Source organism: Pseudomonas sp. LAIL14HWK12:I1, from assembly GCF_003202095.1.
Lineage (GTDB): Bacteria > Pseudomonadota > Gammaproteobacteria > Pseudomonadales > Pseudomonadaceae > Aquipseudomonas > Aquipseudomonas monteilii.
This window is the reverse complement of record NZ_QJKG01000005.1, coordinates 357142-370936: the sequence shown is the minus strand read 5'-3', so window position 1 is coordinate 370936 and position 13795 is coordinate 357142. Positions and strand designations below refer to the sequence as shown.

Here is a 13795-nt window from a genome sequence, read left to right as displayed (position 1 = left end):
AGAAAGCGTCTAATCTAAATTCTCAACTCTTTTTGGCTGCAGCGCAGCAATCTCAGACAGGATGTTCTGGCCATGGTAAAGATGGCGCGCTTCGCATTTCTCTCCCTGGCAGCCTTGCTGGCTGCCTGCTCCAGCCGCGCTCCAGCGCCGGCCCCTGTGGTTCAGCCGCAGGTTTCCTACAGCCAGCCAAGCCCCTCGCCGATTGCCGATGACGTATTGATCCGTGCCATTGGCCTTGTGGGTACGCCTTACCGTTGGGGTGGCAATACGCCGGACTCCGGCTTCGACTGCAGTGGCCTGATCAAGTACGTCTACCGTGATGCTGCCGGCATCAGCCTGCCGCGTTCGACGCGGGAGATGATCGTCATGCGCGCACCCACGGTGGATGCCCAGTCGCTGCAGTCCGGTGACCTGGTGTTCTTTGCTACCAGTGGTGGCTCGCAGGTCAGCCATGCCGGTATCTACGTTGGCGAAGGGCGCTTTGTGCATGCGCCCTCGACAGGCGGAACGGTGCGCCTGGACTACCTTTCCAACAGCTATTGGGCCAAGGCGTACTTGCAGGCCAAGCGGGTGATTCCGCAGGGGCACCTGGCGCAAAACCCCTGAATACCAGGGCCGTTGCCATTGCTTCTGATTTTAAGCGCGCGATACTTCAGGCGCCGCTGATTGCGACGTCAGGAGGCCTCACTCCGGCCTCCTGACGTCGCGAAGATCAAGACCAAGATCCCCGCTGCGCCGGCGTTGGTTCAAGCCTGCTTGAGCAGCAACGCCACCCCCGGAAAATACTGCCCCAGCTCGTTGTGCAATTTGCGATAGGGGTACGGAAAGTACCAGGCAATGGCACAGGCGGTATGGTTCTGCAAATCGTCGACCAGGTCCTGCAGTTCCTCGGGGCTGGCGTGCTGGCCAGCCTTCCACGGGCTGATGAACAGCGCGGCGGCTCTCAACTGACTGGGGTAGGCCACCTGGCGCGCGAGGGCAGCGGTCTGCTGCAACGCTTCGGCCATGTCCACTCGGGCAATTTTTGGCCAGCGCTGGCTGACACTGAGGTACAGCGCTTCATCGGCACTGGTGATCGACAGGTCGCAGCGCCCTTCGTGTTCGCCTTCGTCGCGCTGCTTCTTGCCGGCAAACTGTTGCAGCGCCGTGAGTTCGGCCTGCCACGCGGCTGCGGCAAGCAGCCCGGTATTCGCGGCTGCGCCATGCCAATAAGGCGCTTCGGCATCGCCAGCAAATTGATTGAAGCGGTCGATGCAGTCCCCCCAGCGCTCCAGCACCGGGGCGAGAAACTCCAGGCGCGGGTTGTTGATGATCTGGCCTCGCATGCTGCGCTCTCCTGTTATCGTTGTAATCGCGTCCAGCTGAAAGTGATGGCTATGTGATATCACTGCATTCAGTGTGGCACAACCCGGCGAATTGGCCATTACCCAGGCGCTGCCTGTTCGGCTGCAAAGCGGCCCGCTTCGATTGACGCTCCCGGTACAACCCTCTAACCTTCGCGCGTGTTTCAGGTGCCCTGCCAGCCCCGACTGGGCAGGGTGAAACTGGGAAGCCGGTGGGCGCCAGCATGGCGCGATTCCGGCGCTGCCCCCGCAACGGTAGGTGAGTCGCGGCCGCGCAGGGCCACTGGGTACAGGTACCCGGGAAGGCGCGCAGGCCCGGGCCAAAGCCCGCTCACAAGCCCGGAGACCGGCCTGTTACTGCCAACGGCATCACGGAGGGTGATGCGCGGTGCACCGTGGCGCCCTGCCATGGCCCCTGCGCGTACTCCGTTTGCCTGCCTATTACCTGTCAGCGTGCGTTGCCACGGTGCCAGCCAGCGGAGAACCCTGATGAGCGAATCCACCGAACGTGACGAACGCCACCTGGCGCGCATGCAGCGCAAGAAGGCGGTCATCGACGAACGTATCGCCAATTCCCCCAACGAATGCGGCCTGTTGCTGGTGCTGACCGGCAATGGCAAGGGCAAGAGCAGCTCGGCCTTCGGCATGCTCGCGCGCGCGCTGGGCCATGGCATGCAGTGCGGTGTTGTGCAGTTCATCAAGGGCCGCAACAGCACCGGGGAAGAGCTGTTCTTCCGCCGCTTCCCTGAGCAGGTGCGCTACCACGTGATGGGGGAGGGCTTCACCTGGGAAACCCAGGACCGCCAGCGTGACATCGCCGCCGCCGAAGCCGCCTGGGCGGTGTCGCGCCAGCTGCTGCAAGACCCAGATGTGCAGTTTGTGGTGCTGGATGAGCTGAACATCGCCCTCAAGCACGGCTACCTCGACCTGGACCAGGTGCTTTCAGACATCCAGGCCCGCCCGCCGATGCAGCATGTGATTGTCACGGGTCGCGCGGCCAAGCCTGAAATGATCGAACTGGCCGATACCGTGACCGAGATGGGTATGCTCAAGCACGCCTTCCAGGCGGGCATTCGCGCACAGAAGGGCGTTGAACTGTGAGTCAATCGCGCCATTGCCCCGCCGTGTTGATCGCGGCACCAGCCTCTGGCCAGGGCAAGACTACCGTCACCGCCGCGCTGGCCCGCTTGCACCGTAACCTCGGGCGCAAGGTGCGCGTGTTCAAGTGTGGCCCGGATTTCCTTGACCCGATGATCCTGGAGCGCGCCAGCGGCGCGCCGGTGTACCAACTGGACCTGTGGATGATCGGTGCCGAAGAAAGCCGTCGCCTGCTGTGGGACGCCGCGGGCGAGGCCGACCTGATCCTGATCGAAGGGGTGATGGGGCTGTTTGATGGCACCCCGTCCAGCGCCGACCTGGCGCGCCACTTCGGCGTGCCGGTGCTGGCGGTGATCGACGGCACGGCCATGGCCCAGACGTTCGGCGCATTGGCCCTGGGCCTGGCGCGCTACCAGGCCGACTTGCCGTTTGCCGGGGTGTTGGCCAACCGGGTGGGCAGCCTGCGCCACGCGCAACTGCTGGAAGGTAGCCTGACCCAGGGCTTGCGCTGGTATGGCGGCTTGTCGCGCGAGCGCGGCATCGAGTTGCCCAGCCGCCATCTTGGGCTGGTTCAGGCCAGCGAGCTGAACGACCTGGATGCCCGCCTAGATGCCGCCGCCGAGGCGCTTGGCGCCAGCTGCGACGCAGCCTTGCCACCGCCGGTGAGCTTTGCCGAGCCCGAAACACAAGCGTGTGCTGCTTCGCTGGCAGGGGTGCGCATCGGCGTGGCACGCGACGAAGCGTTTGCCTTTACCTACGGGGCCAACCTCGATCTGCTGCGCAACCTCGGGGCGCAGCTGGAATTCTTCTCGCCGCTGCACGACCGCGAACTACCGGCGGTGGATAGCCTGTACCTGCCGGGCGGCTACCCCGAGCTGCATCACCATGCCCTGGCCGCCAATGCGCCGATGTGCGAGGCAATCCGCGCCCATCATGCTCAGGGCAAACCCTTGCTGGCCGAGTGCGGCGGCATGCTGTACCTGCTCGATGCCTTGACCGACGTGGCAGGCGAGCGTGCCGAACTGCTGGGCCTGCTGCGGGGCGAGGCGACCATGCAGAAGCGCCTGGCGGCCCTGGCGCTGCAGGCGGTAGAACTGCCGGAGGGCACCTTGCGTGGCCATACCTACCATCACTCGCTGACCAGCACCGAGCTGGAACCGATCGCCCGTGGCCTTAGCCCTAATGGCGGGCGTGGCAACGAAGCGGTGTATCGCTCGGGCCGGTTGACGGCCTCATACGTGCATTTCTACTTCCCCTCCAACCCGGATGCGTCGGCGGCGCTGTTGCGGCCATGAGCGAACATGCCTTCAGCGACGTCGAGCGCGCCGCGATCTACCGGGCCATTGGCGAGCGTCGCGACATGCGCCATTTTGCCGGTGGCCAGGTGGCGCCAGAGCTGCTTGCCCGTTTGCTGGCCGCCGCGCATCAGGCGCCCAGTGTCGGGCTGATGCAGCCGTGGCGCTTTATCCGCATTACCCGGCGTGACCTGCGTGGGCGCATCCAGGCCTTGGTGGAGGCGGAGCGGGTGCGCACCGCCGAGGCGCTGGGCGAGCGTTCCGATGCCTTCATGAAGCTGAAGGTTGAAGGCATCAACGACTGCGCCGAGCTGCTGGTGGCGGCCTTGATGGATAACCGGGAACCGCACATCTTCGGCCGCCGCACGCTGCCGGAAATGGACCTGGCCTCGCTGGCCTGTGCCATCCAGAACCTGTGGCTGGCTGCGCGTGGCGAAGGGCTGGGCATGGGCTGGGTGTCGCTGTTCGAGCCGCAGGCTTTGGCCGCTTTGCTGGGCATGCCTGCGGGCGCCAAACCGGTGGCGGTGCTGTGCCTGGGGCCGGTCACCGAGTTCTACCCGGTGCCGATGCTGGTGCAGGAAAACTGGGCCGAAGAGCGGCCCTTGAGCGAAATGCTTTACGAGAACCAATGGGGAGAGCGTCAATGAGCGTGGCCTTGCTGACCGTGGCCGGGGTAGCCCTGGACGCTTTGCTGGGCGAACCGCAGCGGCGTCACCCGTTGGTGGCTTTTGGCAACATGGCCAGTAACCTTGAGCGCCGCCTGAATGCCGGCGGGCGCGGCTGGCGTAGCCATGGGGTGAGTGCGTGGTTTCTGGCGGTGGTGCCGCTGACCCTGGTGGCGCTGGTCTTGTCGTGGCTGCCTTACATCGGCTGGCTGGTGGATGTGCTGGCGCTGTACTGCGCCGTGGGGCTGCGCAGCCTGGGTGAGCATGTGCTGCCGGTGGCCAACGCGTTGCGCCAAGGCAACCTTGAAGAGGCGCGTCGGCGCGTCGGCTACCTGGTCAGCCGCGAAACCCGCGAACTGGACGAGCCGGCAGTGGCCCGGGCGGCCACCGAGTCGGTGCTGGAGAACGGCAGCGATGCGGTGTTCGCCGCGCTGTTCTGGTTCGTGGTAGCTGGCGCGCCGGGTGTGGTGCTGTATCGCCTGAGCAACACGCTGGATGCCATGTGGGGCTACCGTAACGAGCGCTTCGAACGTTTCGGCTGGTGCGCGGCGCGTATCGACGACGTGCTCAACTACCTTCCCGCAAGGCTGGTGGCGCTGACTTATGCGCTGCTGGGCAAGACCCGCCTGGCCCTGGCCTGCTGGCGCAAGCAGGGCCCCCTGTGGGACAGCCCTAACGCCGGCCCGGTGATGGCTGCAGGTGCCGGTGCACTGGGCGTGGAGCTCGGTGGCCCGGCGGTGTACCACGGCGAGCTTCATGAGCGGCCGCGCCTGGGCGAGGGGCCAGTGGCCGATGCCGATGCCATCGAGCGTGGTTGGGCCCTGGTGCAGCGGGGGGTGTGGTTGTGGCTGTTGTTGATCTGCCTGGGGGCTTACATCAATGCTTGAACACGGTGGCCGCCTGCTGCGCGCAGTGCAGCAGTATGGCATTCCTCGCGAGCAGTGGCTCGACCTGTCCAGCGGCATCGCGCCCTGGCCATTCCCGATCCCACCGATTCCTATGGATGCGTGGGCGCGTCTACCGGAGGTCGAGGACGGCCTGGAAGACGCTGCACGCGCGTACTACGGTGCCAGCCAGCTGCTGCCGGTAGCGGGCTCTCAGGCCGCAATCCAGGCTTTGCCGCTGCTGCGCGCCGCAGGCCGGACAGGGGTGCTGACGCCATGTTATGCCGAACACCCGTACGCCTGGCAGCGGGCGGGACATCAGTTGGTTGAGCTGGACGAGGCACAGGTTGACGCAGCGCTCGATAGCCTCGACGTGCTGGTGCTGGTCAACCCCAACAACCCGACCGGGCGGCGGGTCCCGCGTGAGAAGCTGTTGGCTTGGCATGCGCGCCTGGCTGCGCGCGGTGGCTGGCTGCTGGTCGATGAAGCGTTCATGGACAACACCCCGGCAGACAGCGTGGTGGACTGCGCGGGTCGCGAGGGCCTGATCGTGCTGCGTTCATTCGGTAAATTCTTCGGTTTGGCCGGAGTGCGGCTGGGCTTCGTCGCCGCTGAGCGCAGCCTGCTGTTGCGTCTGGCCGAGTTGCTTGGCCCTTGGACCGTCAACGGCCCGACCCGGGTGCTGGCCCAGGCAAGCTTGGCCGACGAAGCTGCGCAGCGTTTGCAGACTGAACGTTGCGCTGCTGCCAGCAAGCGCCTTGCCACCTTGTTGGCTGGCACAGGCCTGGCGCCAAGCGGCGGTTGTGACCTGTTCCAGTACGTGCGCAGCGAGCGTGCCGCGCCGTTGCATGACTTTCTTGCCCGTCGCGGCATCCTGGTGCGCCTGTTCGAAAACCCTCCGGCCGTGCGCCTGGGGCTGCCCGAGAGTGCGGCCGACGAACAGCGCCTGGCCCAGGCGCTGACCGACTATCAAAAGGAATCGGCATGACCACCCTCATGGTGCAAGGCACCACCTCCGATGCCGGCAAGAGCACGCTGGTGACCGCATTGTGCCGCTGGCTGTTGCGCCAGGGCGTCGCTGTGGTGCCGTTCAAACCGCAGAACATGGCGCTGAACAGCGCGGTAACCGCCGACGGCGGCGAAATTGGCCGCGCTCAGGCAGTGCAGGCCCAGGCGTGCCGGCTGGCGCCGCATACCGACATGAACCCGGTACTGCTCAAGCCCAACAGCGACACCGGTGCCCAGGTGATCATTCATGGCCGTGCGGTCACCAGCATGAATGCGGTGGCCTACCACGACTACAAGGCCATCGCCATGCAGGCGGTGCTTGCTTCGCACCAGCGCCTGAGTGCCGCCTGGCCGGTGGTCATGGTCGAGGGCGCCGGGTCACCGGCAGAGATCAACCTGCGGGCCGGCGACATCGCCAACATGGGCTTTGCCGAAGCCGTCGATTGCCCGGTGATCCTGGTCGCCGACATCAACCGTGGCGGCGTGTTCGCGCACCTTGTCGGCACGCTGGAGCTGCTTTCGCCCAGTGAGCAGGCGCGGGTCAAGGGCTTTGTTATCAACCGCTTCCGTGGCGACATCGCCCTGTTGCAGCCGGGGCTGGACTGGCTGGAGCAACGCACCGGCAAGCCGGTGCTGGGCGTGTTGCCCTACGTCACCGATTTGCACCTGGAAGCCGAAGACGGCATCGATGTGCGCCAAGGCGCCAAAAGCGAGCGTGTGCTCAAGGTGATCGTGCCGGTACTGCCGCGCATCAGTAACCACACCGACTTCGACCCGCTGCGCCTGCACCCGCAGGTGGACCTGCAGTTCATTGGCCCGGGCCAGCCGATTCCGGCTGCCGACCTGATCATCCTGCCGGGCTCCAAGAGCGTGCGTGGCGACCTGGCGCAACTGCGCGAGCGCGGTTGGGACAAAGCCATCGAGCGGCACCTGCGCTACGGCGGCAAGCTGATCGGCATTTGTGGTGGCCTGCAGATGCTGGGCCGTGAAGTGCATGACCCGCTAGGCCTCGAGGGCCCTGCCGGATCGAGCCCGGGGCTTGGCCTGCTGGATTACGCCACGGTGCTTGAGGCCCAGAAGCAGTTGCGCAACGTTGCCGGGGTACTGAACCTTGAAGCGGCCCCGGTTGCCGGTTATGAGATTCACGCAGGCGTCACCACCGGCCCTGGTTTGGAACAGCCTGCCGTGCAACTGGCTGATGGTCGTTGTGATGGCGCGGTGAGCGATGATGGGCAGATCCTTGCCACCTACCTGCACGGCCTGTTCGAGGGCAGCCACTCGTGCGCCGCGCTGCTGCGCTGGGCCGGCCTGGAAGATGCCCAGACCATCGATTACGAAGCCCTGCGCGAGCGCGACATCGAGCGCCTGGCCGACCTGGTGGAAAAACACCTGGACACCACGCGCTTGCGCCAACTCTGTGGGGTAGCCTGACATGCGCAGCCTGATCCTCGGTGGCGCCCGCTCTGGCAAGAGCCGCCTCGCCGAACAGTTGGCCAGTGCCAGTGGCCTGCCGGTGACCTACATTGCCACCAGCCAGCCGCTGGACGGTGAAATGAACGAACGTGTGTTGCTGCACCGCCAACGCCGTCCGGACGACTGGGGGCTGATCGAAGAACCGCTGGCCCTGGCCGCTGTGCTGCGCGCCGAAGCGGCCGAAGGCCGTTGCCTGCTGGTGGACTGCCTGACCCTGTGGTTGACCAACCTGCTGATGCTTGAAGATGACCAGCGCGTGGCTGAGGAACGAGATGCCCTGCTGGTCTGCCTTGAGCAGTTGCCTGGCACCCTGATCCTGGTCAGTAACGAAACCGGCCTGGGCGTCGTGCCCATGGGCGAGCTGACCCGGCGTTATGTCGACCTGGCCGGCTGGCTTCACCAGGCCGTGGCCGAACGTTGTCAGCGCGTTGTGCTGACCGTGGCCGGCCTGCCCTTAATGCTTAAAGGACCTGCACTATGACACAAGCCTGGTGGCGTGATGCCTGCCAACCCCTCGATAACGCCGCCATGGACCAGGCCCGCGCCCGTCAGCAGCAACTGACCAAGCCTGCCGGTTCGCTTGGCCAGCTTGAAGGCCTGGCCATTCAGCTTGCCGGCCTGCAGGGGCGTGAAAGGCCGGTGCTGGATCAGGCCGCCATCACTGTTTTTGCCGGTGACCACGGTGTGGTCGAGGAGGGTATCTCAGCTTACCCGCAGGCGGTGACCGGGCAGATGCTGCGCAACTTCCTAGGGGGTGGTGCAGCGATCAGCGTGCTGGCGCGCGAGCTGCAGGCCAGCCTCGAAGTGGTCGACCTGGGCACCATCGACCCTGATCTGGCCTTGCCGGGCGTGCACCACTTGCGCCTTGGGGCCGGTACGGCCAACTTCGCTCGCCAGCCGGCAATGACCGAAGGCCAACTGCAAGCTGCTTTGCAGGCGGGCCGCGACAGCGCGCTGCGTGCTGCCGAACGGGGTGCGCAGCTGTTCATCGGTGGCGAGATGGGGATAGGCAACACCACAGCCGCCGCCGCCTTGGCCAGCGTCCTGCTGGGCTGCCCGCCTGCTGAACTGAGCGGCCCGGGCACGGGCCTGGACAGCGCGGGTGTGAGGCACAAGGCCGAAGTCATTGAGCACGCCCTGCGCTTGCACAAGTTGCAGGCTGCGGACCCGCTGCAAGCCTTGGGTTGCGTCGGTGGCTTTGAGATCGCTGCGTTGGCGGGCGCCTACATCGCTTGTGCGCAGGCGGGTATCGCCGTACTGGTCGACGGCTTCATCTGTAGCGTTGCCGCGCTGGCGGCGGTGCGCCTTAATCCGCAGTGCCGGGCGTGGTTGCTGTTCGCTCACCAAGGGGCGGAACCCGGGCACAAAGCATTGCTCGAGGCCTTGCAGGCCGAACCGCTACTGGCGCTGGGTCTTCGTTTGGGTGAGGGCAGTGGTGCTGCGCTCGCCGTGCCGCTGCTGCGCCTCGCCTGCGCGCTGCACGGGCAGATGGCGACGTTCGCCGAAGCTGCGGTGGCGGACCGCCCGGCATGATCCTCGACTTGTTGCGCCATGGCGAAACCGAACAGGGCGGCCTGCGCGGCAGCCTTGACGATGCGTTGACTGACAAGGGCTGGGCGCAGATGCGTGGTGCCGTGGCCGAGGCAGGGCCCTGGGAGGTGCTGGTCAGCTCGCCGCTGCAGCGCTGCGCCCGCTTTGCCGATGAACTGGGGGCGCAGTTGAATTTGCCGGTGCAACGAGAACCCGGCCTTCAGGAGCTGCATTTTGGCGACTGGGAGGGCCGAAGCGCTGCGCAGATCATGGAAGACCAGGCGGATGCTCTGGGTCGGTTCTGGGAGAACCCCTACGCCTTTACGCCACCCAATGGCGAGCCAGTCGAGGCGTTTGCCGAACGTGTGCTGGCTGCTGTCGAGCGGCTGGGCCGTCAACATGCTGGCAAGCGCGTGCTGCTGGTCACCCATGGCGGTGTGATGCGGCTATTGCTGGCCCGAGCCCGTGGCTTGCCGAGGGCGCAGCTGCTGCAGGTTGAGGTGGGGCATGGTGCGCTGGTGCGGCTGGTACAGGGTGTCGATGGCCAGTGGGTCGAGGCGTGCTGAAATGTTGCCATTCTGGATTGCCTTGCAGTTTCTCAGCAGCCTGCCCGTAAGCCTGCCAGGCATGCCGGCACCACGTGAAATGGGGCGTTCGCTGCTGTTCTACCCGCTGGTCGGGTTGCTGTTCGGCTTACTGCTGTGGCTGGCCAGCCATCTGCTGCAAGGTACGCCAGCACCGCTGCATGCCGCTTTGCTTCTGACAGTGTGGGTGTTGCTCAGTGGTGCCTTGCACCTGGATGGCCTGGCCGACAGTGCTGATGCCTGGCTGGGTGGCTTCGGCGACCGTGAACGCACCTTGCAGATCATGAAAGACCCGCGCAGCGGGCCGATTGCCGTGGTCACCCTGGTATTGGTGCTGTTGCTGAAGTTCTGCGCCTTGTGGGTGCTGGTGGAGCAGGGCATCGGAGCGCAATTGCTGCTGGCGCCCTTGATTGGTCGGGCGGCAATGTTGGCCCTGTTCCTGGGTACCCCCTACGTGCGCTCGGGTGGCCTGGGCCAAGCCCTGGCCGATCATCTGCCGCGCCGTGAGGCCTATTGGGCTTTGCTGGGCAGCGCGGTCATGTGCCTGGTCGCAGGTGGCTGGGGCGCATGCTGGATACTGTTGCTGACAGTCGCTGTATTTGCAGGGTTGCGGCAACTGATGTGCCGGCGCCTTGGCGGGACCACCGGGGATACCGCTGGCGCGATGGTGGAGTTGCTTGAGCTTGCTGTGGTGCTGGGTTTGGCCGTGGGGCTCTGAGCGATCGGTTGCTGTTACCTCCAAGGCGAAATTTCTTGCAACACCTATGACGCGGGTATATACACGTATCCATGCTGCCCAGTGAATGCATCTGTACCCATCTACGTCGCGCTGCCCGTGGGGTGAGCCGACATTACGACGAAGCGCTTGCCGGCTTTGGGGTCAATGTCGCCCAGTTTTCCCTGTTACGCCATCTGCAGCGGCTTGATCGCCCTAGCATCACGACCCTGGCCGAAGCGATGGGCCTGGAGCGCAGCACCTTGGGCCGCAACCTGCGGGTGCTTGAGGCCGAGGGGCTGTTGGCCCTGGTGGATGGCGATGACCAACGCAATCGCGTGGTGCTGCTGACCGAAGCGGGTAAGCAGCTATTGTGTGACGCCCATCCCGCCTGGGAGCAGGCTCAAACGGAGCTGGTGGAGCGACTGGGGGCAGGGCAGCGGGATGAGCTGGTGCGTTTGCTGGGCCAACTGGCCTGAATCGATACGACTATAAGCGGGTATATACCCGCAAAAACCTTGCGATGTGCTGGAGATAACGACAATGACTTCGGTGTGGCGAACCAGCGGTTGGGTATTGGTGGGGGCGGCGTTGATCCTGGCGCTTTCCTTGGGTGTGCGACATGGCTTTGGCCTGTTCCTGGCGCCGATGAGTGCCGATTTTGGCTGGGGGCGTGAGGTGTTCGCCTTTGCCATCGCCTTGCAGAACCTGATCTGGGGGCTGGCCCAACCCTTCGCCGGAGCCTTGGCCGACCGCCTGGGTGCCGCGCGGGTGGTGATCATCGGTGGCATTCTCTATGCCGTCGGTTTGATCCTGATGGGCATGGCCGATTCGGCCTTGTCGTTGTCGCTCAGTGCCGGCTTGCTGATCGGCATCGGCCTGTCCGGCACGTCGTTCTCGGTCATCCTTGGCGTGGTCGGGCGTGCTGTGCCTGCCGAGAAGCGCAGTATGGCGATGGGGATTGCCAGCGCTGCCGGTTCGTTTGGCCAGTTCGCCATGCTGCCCGGTACCTTGGGCTTGATCCAGTGGTTGGGGTGGTCGGCGGCGTTGCTGGTGTTGGGCCTGATGGTGGCGTTTATCGTGCCCTTCGTCGGCCTGCTGCGCGACCGCCCGCAGCCCAGCCATGGCGCCGAACAGACCCTGGGCCAGGCACTGCGCGAGGCGTGCTCGCATTCCGGCTTCTGGTTGCTGGCGCTGGGCTTTTTCGTCTGCGGCTTCCAGGTGGTGTTCATTGGTGTGCACCTGCCGGCCTATCTGGTAGACCAGCACCTGGCTGCAACCACCGGTACCACGGTGCTGGCCTTGGTCGGCCTGTTCAATATCGTAGGTACTTTCACTGCTGGCTGGCTGGGTGGTCGCATGTCCAAGCCGCGTCTGCTGACCGGGCTTTACTTGCTACGTGCGGTGGTAATCCTGCTGTTCCTGTGGGCGCCGGTGAGCGAGTTCAGTGCTTACCTGTTCGGTATCGCCATGGGCCTGCTTTGGCTGTCCACAGTGCCGTTGACCAATGGCACCGTGGCGACGGTGTTCGGGGTGCGCAACTTGTCCATGCTCGGCGGTATCGTCTTCCTGTTCCACCAGCTTGGGGCCTTCCTCGGTGGCTGGTTGGGTGGGGTGGTGTATGACCGCACTGGCAGCTACGACCTGGTCTGGCAGATTTCCATCCTGCTCAGCCTGCTGGCTGCCGCCCTTAATTGGCCGGTGCGCGAGCGTCCGGTTGCCCGCTTGCAGGCCCAGGCCGCATGAACCGCTACCTGGCCCGTGGGGTGCTGGCCCTTGCTGCTTTGGCGCTGTTGGCACTGGTGTGGTGGGGCTGGCATCAGGGGGGGATGGCATTGATGCAACTGGGCATGGGTGTTTGTTAGGCGCTACCCTGCAAGCTCAAGGATCGTCATGCGGGAGAAACGAATCATGCGTGCACATTGGTTGATGGTGCCGGTGCTGGCCCTGCTAGCCAGCACATCGAGCTGGGCTGCCGATTGCCCGGCCGTGTTGCAGGGTAGCCTGCCGGAATTGCGTGGGAAGGGTCAGGTCGACCTGTGCCAGCGCTTTGCCGGCAAACCGCTGGTGGTGGTCAACACCGCCAGCTATTGCGGTTTTGCGCCGCAGTTCGAGGGGCTTGAGGCGACGTACAAGGAGTATCACGAGCAAGGCCTGGAAATGCTGGGCGTGCCGTCCAATGACTTCAAGCAGGAAGATGCCGACAGTGAGAAGACCGCCAAGGTTTGCTATGCCAACTACGGTGTCACCTTCACCATGACCAAGACGCAGCCGGTACGGGGTAAGGATGCGATACCACTGTTCGCTGAATTGGCCAGCCAGAGCAGTGCGCCGAAGTGGAATTTCTACAAATACGTGGTGGACCGTAAGGGTAAGGTGATTGGGAATTTCTCCAGCCTGACCAAACCGGATGACCCGGCGTTCAGGGCTGCTATCGAAAAGGCCATCGCTTCGCAGCAGTGAGGCGGTTTTCTGACTGTGTTTGATGCTGAGGACTGATAGCGAAAAGCGAAAAGCGAAAAGCGAAAAGCAAAAAAGTGCTGGTTCTTATGTGGCGCAAAGTCCATTTGCTTTGGCGACGCCGACTCACCTTTTCGCCCTTACGGCGAGTCACTTTTTGTCAAACGCGACAAAAAGTAACCAAAAAACGCTGCGCTCCCATCATCCGGCCCCTACGCTGCGCTCCGGGGTTCCCTCACTCCGGCCTTGCTCCCGGGAGGACCGCGCTGCAGGCCCCATCCTGGGGCCCAGCGCTTGACGGGCATCCATGCCCGTCACCTCACTCCGCAAGGCCTGCGTTCGGCCTCCTGAAGTCGCGAAGATCAAGATCAAGATCAAGATCAAGATCAAGATCAAGATCAAGAACGAGAGCGAGAGCGAGAGCGGGAGCGGGAGATGCGTCCGCTGTTGTTACTTCAGTTCGCATGCACCGTCATCGCCACCAGCCGCACCACCACCGGCCTCACCATCAACACACAGACAAACGCCACCGGCATTGCCAATTGATAGGCCTTCAGCACATTGCTGAGGTACTCCGGGTTAACCCCGGCATTGGCCGCTGTGATCACGAAGCACATCAGCAGTGCCATGATCGACGACATGTAAAAGGCAAAAACGTAAGGTGTGGCGCCCGGGCGTAACTTGCGTCGGCTGCGCGACTGGGACAGGTTCCTCATGCGAACTCCTGAAACGTGAGTGGA

Annotated in this window: 18 protein-coding genes and 1 riboswitch; of the genes, 16 read left to right on the top strand and 2 right to left on the bottom strand. The window is 64.5% G+C overall.

Features of this window, described 5'->3' with window-relative positions:
* The first annotated feature begins 72 nt into the window (after positions 1-72).
* Entirely contained in the window at positions 73-606 is a 534-nt protein-coding gene (locus D906_RS15685; protein ID WP_016715467.1) for a C40 family peptidase, read from the top strand.
* A 140-nt stretch (positions 607-746) separates the two neighbouring features.
* On the opposite strand, the gene D906_RS15680 is transcribed toward D906_RS15685, so the two are convergent.
* On the bottom strand, positions 747-1325 hold the full coding sequence (locus D906_RS15680) for a hypothetical protein (protein ID WP_019099295.1): 579 nt from the start codon (positions 1323-1325) through the stop codon (positions 747-749).
* 167 nt (positions 1326-1492) lie between these two features.
* A riboswitch (cobalamin riboswitch) is annotated at positions 1493-1713 on the top strand.
* Positions 1714-1832: 119 nt separating this feature from the next.
* Between D906_RS15680 and cobO the strand changes: the two genes are divergently transcribed.
* The 15 genes from cobO to D906_RS26810 all read left to right on the top strand — a co-directional run bounded on the left by cobO (position 1833) and on the right by D906_RS26810 (position 13623).
* Positions 1833-2444 carry a cob(I)yrinic acid a,c-diamide adenosyltransferase gene (gene cobO, locus D906_RS15675; protein ID WP_016715469.1) on the top strand — a complete coding sequence of 204 codons (612 nt, stop codon included), beginning with the start codon at positions 1833-1835 and terminating at the stop codon, positions 2442-2444.
* Positions 2441-3736 (top strand): cobyrinate a,c-diamide synthase, encoded by a 1296-nt coding sequence (locus D906_RS15670; RefSeq protein ID WP_019099294.1) that lies wholly within the window; start codon positions 2441-2443, stop codon positions 3734-3736. Before cobO ends, D906_RS15670 begins: the two co-directional genes overlap by 4 nt.
* The gene (gene bluB / locus D906_RS15665; protein ID WP_016715471.1) at positions 3733-4383 is read left to right on the top strand and encodes a 5,6-dimethylbenzimidazole synthase; all 651 of its coding nucleotides are present in this window, start codon (positions 3733-3735) and stop codon (positions 4381-4383) included. The genes D906_RS15670 and bluB overlap by 4 nt, the downstream gene beginning before the upstream one ends.
* The gene (cbiB, locus tag D906_RS15660; RefSeq protein WP_016715472.1) at positions 4380-5288 is read left to right on the top strand and encodes an adenosylcobinamide-phosphate synthase CbiB; all 909 of its coding nucleotides are present in this window, start codon (positions 4380-4382) and stop codon (positions 5286-5288) included. Before bluB ends, cbiB begins: the two co-directional genes overlap by 4 nt.
* The gene (gene cobD, locus D906_RS15655) at positions 5281-6273 is read left to right on the top strand and encodes a threonine-phosphate decarboxylase CobD (protein ID WP_019099293.1); all 993 of its coding nucleotides are present in this window, start codon (positions 5281-5283) and stop codon (positions 6271-6273) included. The genes cbiB and cobD overlap by 8 nt, the downstream gene beginning before the upstream one ends.
* Positions 6270-7724: a cobyric acid synthase gene (locus D906_RS15650; protein WP_019099292.1), complete on the top strand. Its 1455-nt coding sequence runs from the start codon at positions 6270-6272 to the stop codon at positions 7722-7724. Before cobD ends, D906_RS15650 begins: the two co-directional genes overlap by 4 nt.
* 1 nt (position 7725) lies before the next feature.
* The gene (gene cobU, locus D906_RS15645) at positions 7726-8247 is read left to right on the top strand and encodes a bifunctional adenosylcobinamide kinase/adenosylcobinamide-phosphate guanylyltransferase (protein WP_027615812.1); all 522 of its coding nucleotides are present in this window, start codon (positions 7726-7728) and stop codon (positions 8245-8247) included.
* On the top strand, positions 8244-9299 hold the full coding sequence (cobT, locus tag D906_RS15640; protein ID WP_025754892.1) for a nicotinate-nucleotide--dimethylbenzimidazole phosphoribosyltransferase: 1056 nt from the start codon (positions 8244-8246) through the stop codon (positions 9297-9299). Before cobU ends, cobT begins: the two co-directional genes overlap by 4 nt.
* The gene (locus D906_RS15635; RefSeq protein WP_025754893.1) at positions 9296-9862 is read left to right on the top strand and encodes a histidine phosphatase family protein; all 567 of its coding nucleotides are present in this window, start codon (positions 9296-9298) and stop codon (positions 9860-9862) included. The genes cobT and D906_RS15635 overlap by 4 nt, the downstream gene beginning before the upstream one ends.
* Position 9863: 1 nt before the next feature.
* Positions 9864-10598, top strand: a complete 735-nt coding sequence (locus D906_RS15630) for an adenosylcobinamide-GDP ribazoletransferase (protein WP_025754894.1) — start codon at positions 9864-9866, stop codon at positions 10596-10598.
* A 71-nt stretch (positions 10599-10669) separates the two neighbouring features.
* On the top strand, positions 10670-11074 hold the full coding sequence (locus D906_RS15625) for a MarR family winged helix-turn-helix transcriptional regulator (RefSeq protein WP_016715479.1): 405 nt from the start codon (positions 10670-10672) through the stop codon (positions 11072-11074).
* A gap of 64 nt (positions 11075-11138) precedes the next feature.
* Positions 11139-12341 (top strand): MFS transporter, encoded by a 1203-nt coding sequence (locus tag D906_RS15620; RefSeq protein WP_027615811.1) that lies wholly within the window; start codon positions 11139-11141, stop codon positions 12339-12341.
* Complete coding sequence (locus D906_RS26815) at positions 12338-12460, top strand: hypothetical protein (RefSeq protein ID WP_256204610.1); 123 nt, start codon at positions 12338-12340, stop codon at positions 12458-12460. Before D906_RS15620 ends, D906_RS26815 begins: the two co-directional genes overlap by 4 nt.
* A 46-nt stretch (positions 12461-12506) precedes the next feature.
* On the top strand, positions 12507-13058 hold the full coding sequence (locus tag D906_RS15615) for a glutathione peroxidase (RefSeq protein WP_019099289.1): 552 nt from the start codon (positions 12507-12509) through the stop codon (positions 13056-13058).
* A gap of 304 nt (positions 13059-13362) precedes the next feature.
* A complete protein-coding gene (locus D906_RS26810) occupies positions 13363-13623 on the top strand; it encodes a hypothetical protein (protein ID WP_097156175.1) in 261 nt (86 codons plus the stop codon).
* On the opposite strand, the gene D906_RS15605 is transcribed toward D906_RS26810, so the two are convergent.
* Positions 13511-13771, bottom strand: a complete 261-nt coding sequence (locus D906_RS15605; protein WP_027615810.1) for a DUF2798 domain-containing protein — start codon at positions 13769-13771, stop codon at positions 13511-13513. The genes D906_RS26810 and D906_RS15605 overlap by 113 nt on opposite strands.
* Positions 13772-13795: the final 24 nt, after the last annotated feature.

Coding starts and splice junctions, on each gene's coding strand:
- bluB (WP_016715471.1), top strand. CDS start 3,733: ATGAGCGAACATGCCTTCAGCGACGTCGAGCGCGCCGCGATCTACCGG.
- D906_RS15620 (WP_027615811.1), top strand. CDS start 11,139: ATGACTTCGGTGTGGCGAACCAGCGGTTGGGTATTGGTGGGGGCGGCG.
- D906_RS15635 (WP_025754893.1), top strand. CDS start 9,296: ATGATCCTCGACTTGTTGCGCCATGGCGAAACCGAACAGGGCGGCCTG.
- D906_RS15650 (WP_019099292.1), top strand. CDS start 6,270: ATGACCACCCTCATGGTGCAAGGCACCACCTCCGATGCCGGCAAGAGC.
- D906_RS15680 (WP_019099295.1), bottom strand. CDS start 1,325: ATGCGAGGCCAGATCATCAACAACCCGCGCCTGGAGTTTCTCGCCCCG.
- cobD (WP_019099293.1), top strand. CDS start 5,281: ATGCTTGAACACGGTGGCCGCCTGCTGCGCGCAGTGCAGCAGTATGGC.
- D906_RS15625 (WP_016715479.1), top strand. CDS start 10,670: ATGCTGCCCAGTGAATGCATCTGTACCCATCTACGTCGCGCTGCCCGT.
- cobO (WP_016715469.1), top strand. CDS start 1,833: ATGAGCGAATCCACCGAACGTGACGAACGCCACCTGGCGCGCATGCAG.
- D906_RS26815 (WP_256204610.1), top strand. CDS start 12,338: ATGAACCGCTACCTGGCCCGTGGGGTGCTGGCCCTTGCTGCTTTGGCG.
- cobT (WP_025754892.1), top strand. CDS start 8,244: ATGACACAAGCCTGGTGGCGTGATGCCTGCCAACCCCTCGATAACGCC.
- D906_RS15615 (WP_019099289.1), top strand. CDS start 12,507: ATGCGTGCACATTGGTTGATGGTGCCGGTGCTGGCCCTGCTAGCCAGC.
- cbiB (WP_016715472.1), top strand. CDS start 4,380: ATGAGCGTGGCCTTGCTGACCGTGGCCGGGGTAGCCCTGGACGCTTTG.
- D906_RS15685 (WP_016715467.1), top strand. CDS start 73: ATGGTAAAGATGGCGCGCTTCGCATTTCTCTCCCTGGCAGCCTTGCTG.
- D906_RS26810 (WP_097156175.1), top strand. CDS start 13,363: ATGCCCGTCACCTCACTCCGCAAGGCCTGCGTTCGGCCTCCTGAAGTC.
- D906_RS15605 (WP_027615810.1), bottom strand. CDS start 13,771: ATGAGGAACCTGTCCCAGTCGCGCAGCCGACGCAAGTTACGCCCGGGC.
- cobU (WP_027615812.1), top strand. CDS start 7,726: ATGCGCAGCCTGATCCTCGGTGGCGCCCGCTCTGGCAAGAGCCGCCTC.
- D906_RS15630 (WP_025754894.1), top strand. CDS start 9,864: ATGTTGCCATTCTGGATTGCCTTGCAGTTTCTCAGCAGCCTGCCCGTA.